This window comes from Streptomyces sp. SID5910 (genome assembly GCF_009862125.1).
In the GTDB taxonomy this organism is placed as follows: domain Bacteria; phylum Actinomycetota; class Actinomycetes; order Streptomycetales; family Streptomycetaceae; genus Streptomyces.
The window spans coordinates 1-7,059 of record NZ_WWHX01000138.1 but is presented as its reverse complement, the minus strand read 5'-3'; the positions used below and the strand labels follow the sequence as shown (position 1 = coordinate 7,059).

9 protein-coding genes and 1 pseudogene are annotated in these 7,059 nt (G+C 73.4%); all 10 read right to left on the bottom strand.

The features are described 5' to 3' along the window. Positions 1 to 486 (bottom strand): Rossmann-fold NAD(P)-binding domain-containing protein (locus GTW67_RS04980; protein ID WP_524539745.1); only part of this gene is annotated, 486 nt, incomplete at its 3' end. A gap of 56 nt (positions 487 to 542) precedes the next feature. Next, complete coding sequence (locus GTW67_RS04975) at positions 543 to 1,406, bottom strand: carbohydrate ABC transporter permease (protein WP_161163574.1); 864 nt, start codon at positions 1,404 to 1,406, stop codon at positions 543 to 545. Continuing rightward, the gene (locus GTW67_RS04970; protein ID WP_161163573.1) at positions 1,403 to 2,392 is read right to left on the bottom strand and encodes a carbohydrate ABC transporter permease; all 990 of its coding nucleotides are present in this window, start codon (positions 2,390 to 2,392) and stop codon (positions 1,403 to 1,405) included. Before GTW67_RS04970 ends, GTW67_RS04975 begins: the two co-directional genes overlap by 4 nt. A gap of 25 nt (positions 2,393 to 2,417) precedes the next feature. After that, positions 2,418 to 3,749, bottom strand: coding sequence for an ABC transporter substrate-binding protein (locus GTW67_RS04965; RefSeq protein WP_161163572.1), 1,332 nt, complete (start codon positions 3,747 to 3,749; stop codon positions 2,418 to 2,420). A gap of 117 nt (positions 3,750 to 3,866) precedes the next feature. Then, entirely contained in the window at positions 3,867 to 4,964 is a 1,098-nt protein-coding gene (locus GTW67_RS04960) for a substrate-binding domain-containing protein (RefSeq protein ID WP_161163571.1), read from the bottom strand. Positions 4,965 to 5,070: 106 nt separating this feature from the next. Then, entirely contained in the window at positions 5,071 to 5,358 is a 288-nt protein-coding gene (gene gvpK / locus GTW67_RS04955) for a gas vesicle protein GvpK (protein WP_161163570.1), read from the bottom strand. After that, entirely contained in the window at positions 5,355 to 5,603 is a 249-nt protein-coding gene (gvpJ, locus tag GTW67_RS04950) for a gas vesicle protein (RefSeq protein ID WP_202436830.1), read from the bottom strand. Before gvpJ (GTW67_RS04950) ends, gvpK begins: the two co-directional genes overlap by 4 nt. Further along, positions 5,600 to 6,463, bottom strand: a complete 864-nt coding sequence (locus GTW67_RS04945) for a GvpL/GvpF family gas vesicle protein (RefSeq protein ID WP_161163569.1) — start codon at positions 6,461 to 6,463, stop codon at positions 5,600 to 5,602. Before GTW67_RS04945 ends, gvpJ (GTW67_RS04950) begins: the two co-directional genes overlap by 4 nt. Further along, complete coding sequence (gene gvpJ, locus GTW67_RS04940) at positions 6,460 to 6,804, bottom strand: gas vesicle protein GvpJ (RefSeq protein WP_161163568.1); 345 nt, start codon at positions 6,802 to 6,804, stop codon at positions 6,460 to 6,462. Before gvpJ (GTW67_RS04940) ends, GTW67_RS04945 begins: the two co-directional genes overlap by 4 nt. Before the next feature lie 18 nt (positions 6,805 to 6,822). Further along, a pseudogene (locus GTW67_RS04935) lies at positions 6,823 to 7,059 on the bottom strand (DNA polymerase V family protein); the annotation flags it as partial.

Below are 7,059 nucleotides of genomic sequence, written 5' to 3'. Positions count from 1 at the left end.
GACGACCCGGCGGCCGATCAGCGACGCCGACAGGATGCCGACCGTGCGCCGGTAGTTGCCGACGCCGCGCGGGGTGTGCAGCCAGTTGCCGCGGGTGCGGGACCGCCGGAAGTCGCGGGCCCGTTCCAGCACCTGCTTGCCGGTCAGCAGGATCATGCCGAGGGTGTACTCGGCCACCGGCAGGGCGTTGGCCGCGGCGGCCGAGGACACCTCGATCCCGCGCTCCCAGCACGCGTCGGTGACATGGCCGCGGACGCTGCCCGCCGTGTGCACCACGGCCCGCAGCCGCGGCGCCGCCCGCAGCACCCCGGCGTCCAGCGGCGGACAGCCCCAGCCCGTGATCAGCAGGTCGGTGTCGGCCAGCAGCGACCTGGCGCGCGGGGTGGACAGGTCGTCCAGCACGGGCAGCGGGGCCAGGTCGCAGACCCGGCGGAAGGCGTCGAGCGACGCGGGGTCGAGGACGGCCTCGGCGGCGTCCCGGGCCATGGCCACGGCGGCGCGGGGCCGGGTTCCGCGGCCGGGGGTGTCGGGGGCGTGCGGGGTCACTTGACGGCTCCGGCGGTCAGCCCGCTCCGCCAGAAGCGCTGGAGCAGGACGAAGGCGAGGATGAGCGGCAGTACGGCCAGCAGCGACCCCATGATGACCACCGGGTAGTACTCCGGCGAGACGGACGCCGAGCTGTTCCACTGGTACAGGCCGAGGCTGACGGGATACAGGTCCTGGTCGGACAGCATCACCATGGGCAGGAAGAAGTTGTTCCAGATCGCGGTGAGCTGGAAGAGGAAGACGGTGACCAGTCCGGGGCCGAGCATCCGCAGCGCCACCCGCACGTACATGGTCAGCTCGCCCGCCCCGTCCACGCGCGCCGCCTCCAGCACCTCGTCGGGCACGTAGCCCCGGCTGAAGATGCGGCCCAGATAGACACCGAACGGGTTGAACAGCACCGGCACGAACACCGCCCAGAAGGTGTTGACCAGGCCCGCCTCGGACGCCATCAGGTACAGCGGCAGCGCGAGGACGGTCTGCGGCACCATGACCGCCGCCAGCACCAGGCCGAACAGCTTCTCCTTGTGCCGGAAGCGGTACTTGTCGAAGGCGTAGCCGCAGGCCACGCTCAGCAGCGCGCCCACCGCGGCGCCCAGCACCGCGTACAGCAGGCTGTTGAGGTACCAGCGGCTGTACAGCCCGCCGTCCATCGCGAACAGGTCCCGGAAGTTGCGTACGAGGGAGAAGTCGCTCAGCGACAGCAGGTCGCTGCTGAACAGCGCGTCCCGGCTCTTGGAGGCGGCGAGCACCAGCCACAGCACGGGCAGCAGCGTGTAGAGGACGGAGACCGCGACGACCACGTTGACCGTCGTACGGCCCAGCAGCCCCGGGCGGAGCAGGGAGCTGTCGGTGGCGCTCATCGGGCCTCCTCGGCGGAGTCGGCGCGGCCGGTGAAGCGGGTGACGCCGTAGGACAGGGCGATGGTGCAGACGAGCAGGACGACCGAGGCGGCCGCCGCCAGGCCGTAGTTGTTGCGGGTGAACGCCGCGTCGTAGATGTACATGCTCGGCGAGAACCGGGAGCTGATCATCGGGGAGGACTGGCTGAGCAGCATCGGCTCGGTGAACAGCTGGAGCGCCCAGATCAGGGTGAAGATGGCGACCATGGCGATCGAGGCGCGCACCAGCGGCGTCTTCACCTGGAGCGCGGTGCGCACCGGCCCGGCGCCGTCGACCACCGACGCCTCGATGACCTCGCGGGGCACGGCCTGAAGGGCGGCGTAGAAGACCACCATGTTGTAGCCGAGGTTGCTCCACAGGGCGATGTTGACGATGGACGGGACCACCGTGTGGATGCCGAGGAAGTCGATCGTGATGTCGGCGCGGGCGAACAGGCCGATCACCGGGCTGATGCCCGGCGTGTACAGGTACAGCCAGATCAGGGCCGCGATGATGCCGGGCACGGCGTGCGGCAGGAACAGGCCCATCTGGGCGAAGGCGCGCAGCCGCACCACACCCGAGTCGAGCAGCAGGGCGAGGGCGAGCGCGCCGGCGACCATGAGGGGGATGTAGATGAGGCAGTACAGCGCGACCGTGCCGAGCCCGCCGAGGAAGGTGGGGTCGGTCAGGACGGCCGCGTAGCTGCGCAGGCCGACGAAGACGGTGCGTTCGGGGCCGAAGCCGAGGCCGGGCTGGTCGTCGCTGAAGAAGCTGAGGTACACCGCCGTGCCGACGGGGATCAGGAAGACGGTGACCAGCAGAACGAAGAAGGGCGTCATGAGGACGCCGCACGCGGTCAGCCGGCGGCGTCCGGCCGCCCTGCGGGCGCGTCGGCCCGCGGCGGAGGCCTCCGGTCCGGCGGCGTGTGCGGTGCCGGCCGGCACCCGGGGCGGGGTGGTCGTGGTCATGGGGTGTCACCTGCCTTTCGTCGGCTCAGGTGCTGTGCTGGGTGGTGGACAGGCCGAGGGCCCTGAGGTCGGGCATGGTGCCCTCCTGCGCCGTGCGCAGCGACTGGACCAGGGAGCCCTGGCCGGCGCCGACCCGGGCGAAGGAGTCCTGCATGACCTTCTGGGTGGCGCTCATCCGCGGGCCCCACAGCCAGCCCTCGCCGATCTTCCGGGCCTCCTGCTCGAACAGGCCGTAGATGTCCTGGCCGCCGTAGTACGCCCGGTCGAAGGCCTCGCGGCCCACCGCCACCAGGCCGGGGGCGGCCGGGTACTGGCTGCTGGTGCCGCTGGACAGGCGGGCGCGCAGGGCGTCGGGGTGGGAGACCTGCCACTCGATGAACTCCATGGCGGCCTCGGGATGCCGGCTGTCCTTGGTCACGGCGAAGGTGGAGCCGCCGTGCATGCCGACGGAGGTCCCGGCGGTGTCCCACTGCGGCAGCGGGGCGATCCGCCACTGCCCCTGCTGCCCGGGCCGCGCGTTCATCTGGGCGCCCGCGTCCCAGGCGCCGCTGAGCCGGGTGAGGACCAGTCCGCTGCCGAGCTGCGCGTCGGACTGCCTGCTCTCCACGGCGTTCACGAACACGTCGTCCCGGTCGATGAGCCGCTGCCAGTAGTCCGCGACCCGCCGGGAGGGCGCGTCGGCGAGGGACACGTTCCAGGCGCCGCCGGAGGTGTCGAACCAGCGGGCGCCCGCCTGCCAGGCGTACCCCGCGAACTGCGTCATGCCGTCGGTGGGGAACAGCCCCAGCCGCCGCCCGGGTGCCGCGCGGCGCACGCCGGCGGCCTGCTCGGCGAACTCGTCCCAGGTGCGCGCCGGCCGGAGCCCGTAGTGCTCGAACAGGTCGGCGCGGTAGTGCATCACCATGGGCTCGACGTCCAGCGGCACGCTGAACACCCGGCCCTCGAAGGTGGTCTGGCCGAGCGCCTGCGGCAGCAGCCTGCGGCGCAGTCCGTCACCGACCAGGTCGGTGATGTCGCGGGCGACACCGTCGATGGCGAACCCCGGCACCTGCGGATACTCGATGGTGGCGACGTCGGGCGCGTTGCCCGCCCGGGCGGCGTTGCTCAGCTTGGCGTAGCCGCCCTGTCCGCCGGAGGGGATCTGCTGGAACTCCACCCGGATGTTCCGGTGCGTGCGGTTGAAGGCGTCGACCACCTCCTGGCTGCCGCGCAGGGCGGACCAGAAGGTGATGCGCGTGGTGGTGCCCGTGCGGGCCGACGAGGCGCCGTCTCCTCCCTGGCAGGCGCTCGCGGCTCCTGTCAGGGGTACGGCGGCCATCGCGGCGAGCACGGAGCGACGGCTGGGTCGTCCGGGCATGGCGGCTCCCACGGCTCCTGCGCGCCCGCGGCTCGGGGCACGGCTGTTGGGGACACGGGAATCCTGGACCGGCCCGACGTAAACGGTCAATAGAGCGATCAGAAGAAAATAAAGCGTTCAAACGCTCATTGTGTCGACCGTCGGCCGGGTCGAGCCGCGCACCATCAGCCGCGGCAGCAGCTCGACGCGCCGCGCGGGCCGGCCGCCGGGCTCCCGCAGCCGCTCCAGGAGCAGTTCGGCGGCGACCCGGCCGACCTCCGCCCGGGGCGGGGCCACGGCCGTCAGCGGCGGCGTGGCGAGTCCGGCCACCACGTCGTCGTACGCCACGACCGAGCAGTCCTCCGGCACCCGCACCGCGTCGTCCGCCAGCCGCTGCACGATCATCAGCGCGTCCACGTCGCCGTGCAGCACGACCGCCGTCGCCCCCGTCTCCCGCAGCAGCGCCGGCAGCTCGGCCGTCTCCCGCGCCGAGTACGGCCCCTCCGGCCCCGACTCCGGGGAGCTCAGCGCCCACGCCCAGTGCTCCACCAGCGGATGCGCCCCGGCGATCTCGGCGAACGCGGCCCGCAGGGTGCGCGCCGTCGGACTGTCGTCCCGGGTCGCGAACACCATGCGCCGGTGACCGAGGCCCACCAGGTGCTCCACGGCCAGGTGCGCCCCGTACCAGTGGTCCGAGCACACCGAGTCCAGCACGTGCGGTGCGCTGCCGCGCCGCGGCCGCCGCTCCATCAGCACCGTCGGCACGTCCAGCGCCGCCAGCCACCCGTGGTCGGCCTCCTCGGCGGCCCGGCTGCTCCACCGGGGCGCGAGCAACAGCCCCCGGGCGCCGTCCTCCAGGGCCCGCTCGACCAGCGGGCGCTCGGCGCCGGTGGCCTGGGGCGCGATGTGCAGCGCGAGGCGCACACCCGCCTCCTCCAGCACCGTGCGGGCGCCGTGCAGGGTCTCGGTCAGGTACGAGTGCCGCTCGGGCACGACCACGGCCACCCGGTCGCCGTCGGCCAGGTCGCGGGCCGGCACCTCGGCGGCGGGCAGCGTCGAGCGGACGACGCCGTGTCCGCGGCGCAGCCTGCCCTCCCGCGTCAGCTCCTCCACGTCCCGCCGGACCGTCACCACCGAGACCTGCAACTCGTCGGCGAGGTCGCGCACCCGCGCCGTACCGCGCGCCTGGACCGCCGCCAGGATCCGCTGCCGCCGTGCATCGACCGGCTCCCGCATCAGGACTCCCCACCCGCAGATGTTCGTTTGAGCGATTCGGCGCCATCATAACGATCGCTCGTGCGGGTGTCCGCGTCTTGGAAAGTCCCGGGGTACGGGATACGGGCTACGGCTCCGAGAGGAGCTTGCCCAGCGGGCCGAGGTCCAGGTTGAGGTCGCCCCGGCTGAGGCCGTGCTGCTCGCACAGGTCGTCCATGCGCCGGTCGAGCAGCATCAGCGCCGTGCCCAGCCGGTCCTCCTGCTCCGCGCTGAGTGTGCCCTCGTCGAAGCGGCGCACGGCCTGGCGTTCCATGAGCTGCCGCAGCAGCTCGACGACGGTGAGCACCAGCGCGGCCAGGTCGTTCGTGACCCGCTCGGGATCGAGGTCGAGGGCGTGCGTGCGGGGCGCGGTCACAGCGGCCCGCTGTCCGGCCACGGGGCGGGTACGCGCTCGTTCACCGACGACAGCAGGGCGTTCAGGGAGATCCGCACCAGCGGAACGTCGGCGATGGCCAGCACCAGGTCCCCGCTGACGACGACGCCGGTCGCCAGCACGCGGTCCAGGAGGTCGACCAGGGGCACGCCGACCGGCGCGTACGGCTCGGGCCCGCCCCAGGGCACGGGCGCCGGGCCCGGCGTACGGGGGTCCACGACGGTCATGAGCCGACCTCCTGCTTGCCGTGCTCCCGCAGGGTCCCGTCCGGTTCCTCGTCCCAGCGGGCGAAGGAGTACGGGATCCACGGGCCCGAGGCGCTGACCTCGACGGCGGGGTACGGGCGGTCCGTGGTGAGCCGGGCCAGCGCGCGGGCGAAGGCGGGGCCCTCCGCGTCCTCCACGAGATAGGCGCAGTTCAGCAGTTGCGGGGAGCGCCGGCCCGTCAGCCGTTCGCTCTGCGGGCGGTGCCGGGTCGCCGCGACGGCGTACCGCCGCAGCTCCGCGTCGACGGACTCCGCCTCGGCCAGGGCCTTCGTGTGCGAGTCCTGCCGGTCGCGCCGCCGGGCACTGGCCCGGCTGAGGTAGGCACGTCCACCCCCGCCGGTACCGGCACCGGCACCGGCACCGGCCGGGACGGTGGCCCCCGGCGCCGACTCGGAAGCGTGCACCTTCACCGCCCATTCCGTACGGCCCTGGAGACGGTCGAGCAGCGCGCCCAGTTCCGCGGCCCGGGAGGCGACCGCCTGCCGCGCGCTCCGGTCGCCGCGGTAGAGGGTCGCCAGCGGCAGCGGGACGACGGACCTGCCCCGCCCGCCGGCGGCCTCGACGCCCCGGTGGTGGGCGCGGGCGCACCGTTCCAGGTCGTCGGGCCGGCCCAGCCGCTCCGCCAGCGCCGCGTCGTCGAACAGCTCGGCGGGCACGTCCTGGACGAGCAGGCACAGGCCGTCCGTGTGCAGTACGCGCAGCGGGCCGCCCTCCTCGTGCCCGGTCGTCGCGGCGAGCGCGGCGGCGTCCGGCGCAGTCCGGGTGACGGCGAACGCGCAGACGAGGGAGGGGGCCGCGGCGTCGGCCGGACACCCGTTCACCGGGCGGCTCCCGTCGTCTCCTCGACCGCCTCCGTCAGTTCGGCGAGCTGGGACCGCAACCGCGCGTTCTCCTCGGCGAGTTCGTCCCGAAGGGCCCGGGACGACAGCGCCGGGTCGGTCTCCCACCAGTCGATGCCCGCCTTCTTCGCCGTGTCCACCGAGGCGATGAACAGCCGCAGCCGGATGGTCAGCAGCTCGATGTCGAGCAGGTCGATCTTGATGTCGCCGGCGATCACGATGCCCTTGTCGAGGACCCGTTCGAGCAGGTCGGCGAGGCTGCCGGCGGCGGGGGCGTAGGGCTGCGTCTCCCACCCCGGGTATCCGTGGTCGAGGTCTGTCACTGCGTACTCCCCGGGCGGTCAGCGACGCGGGCGGCGACGCGGACGCGCTCGTTCGTCGTCGGGCTCGTCCTCGTACTCGTCCTCGCCGTACTCGTCCTCCTCGTCGTCGTACGCGCCCTCGTCCTGCTCGTCCTCGCCGTCCCCGTACTCGTCGTCCGAGTCCTCGGCGTCCGTGTCCTCGTCCCCGCCGTCGTCGGCGTTCTCGTCCTCCAGCGCGTCCTCGTGGCTGCGGACGACCTCGCCGTCGCGGATCTC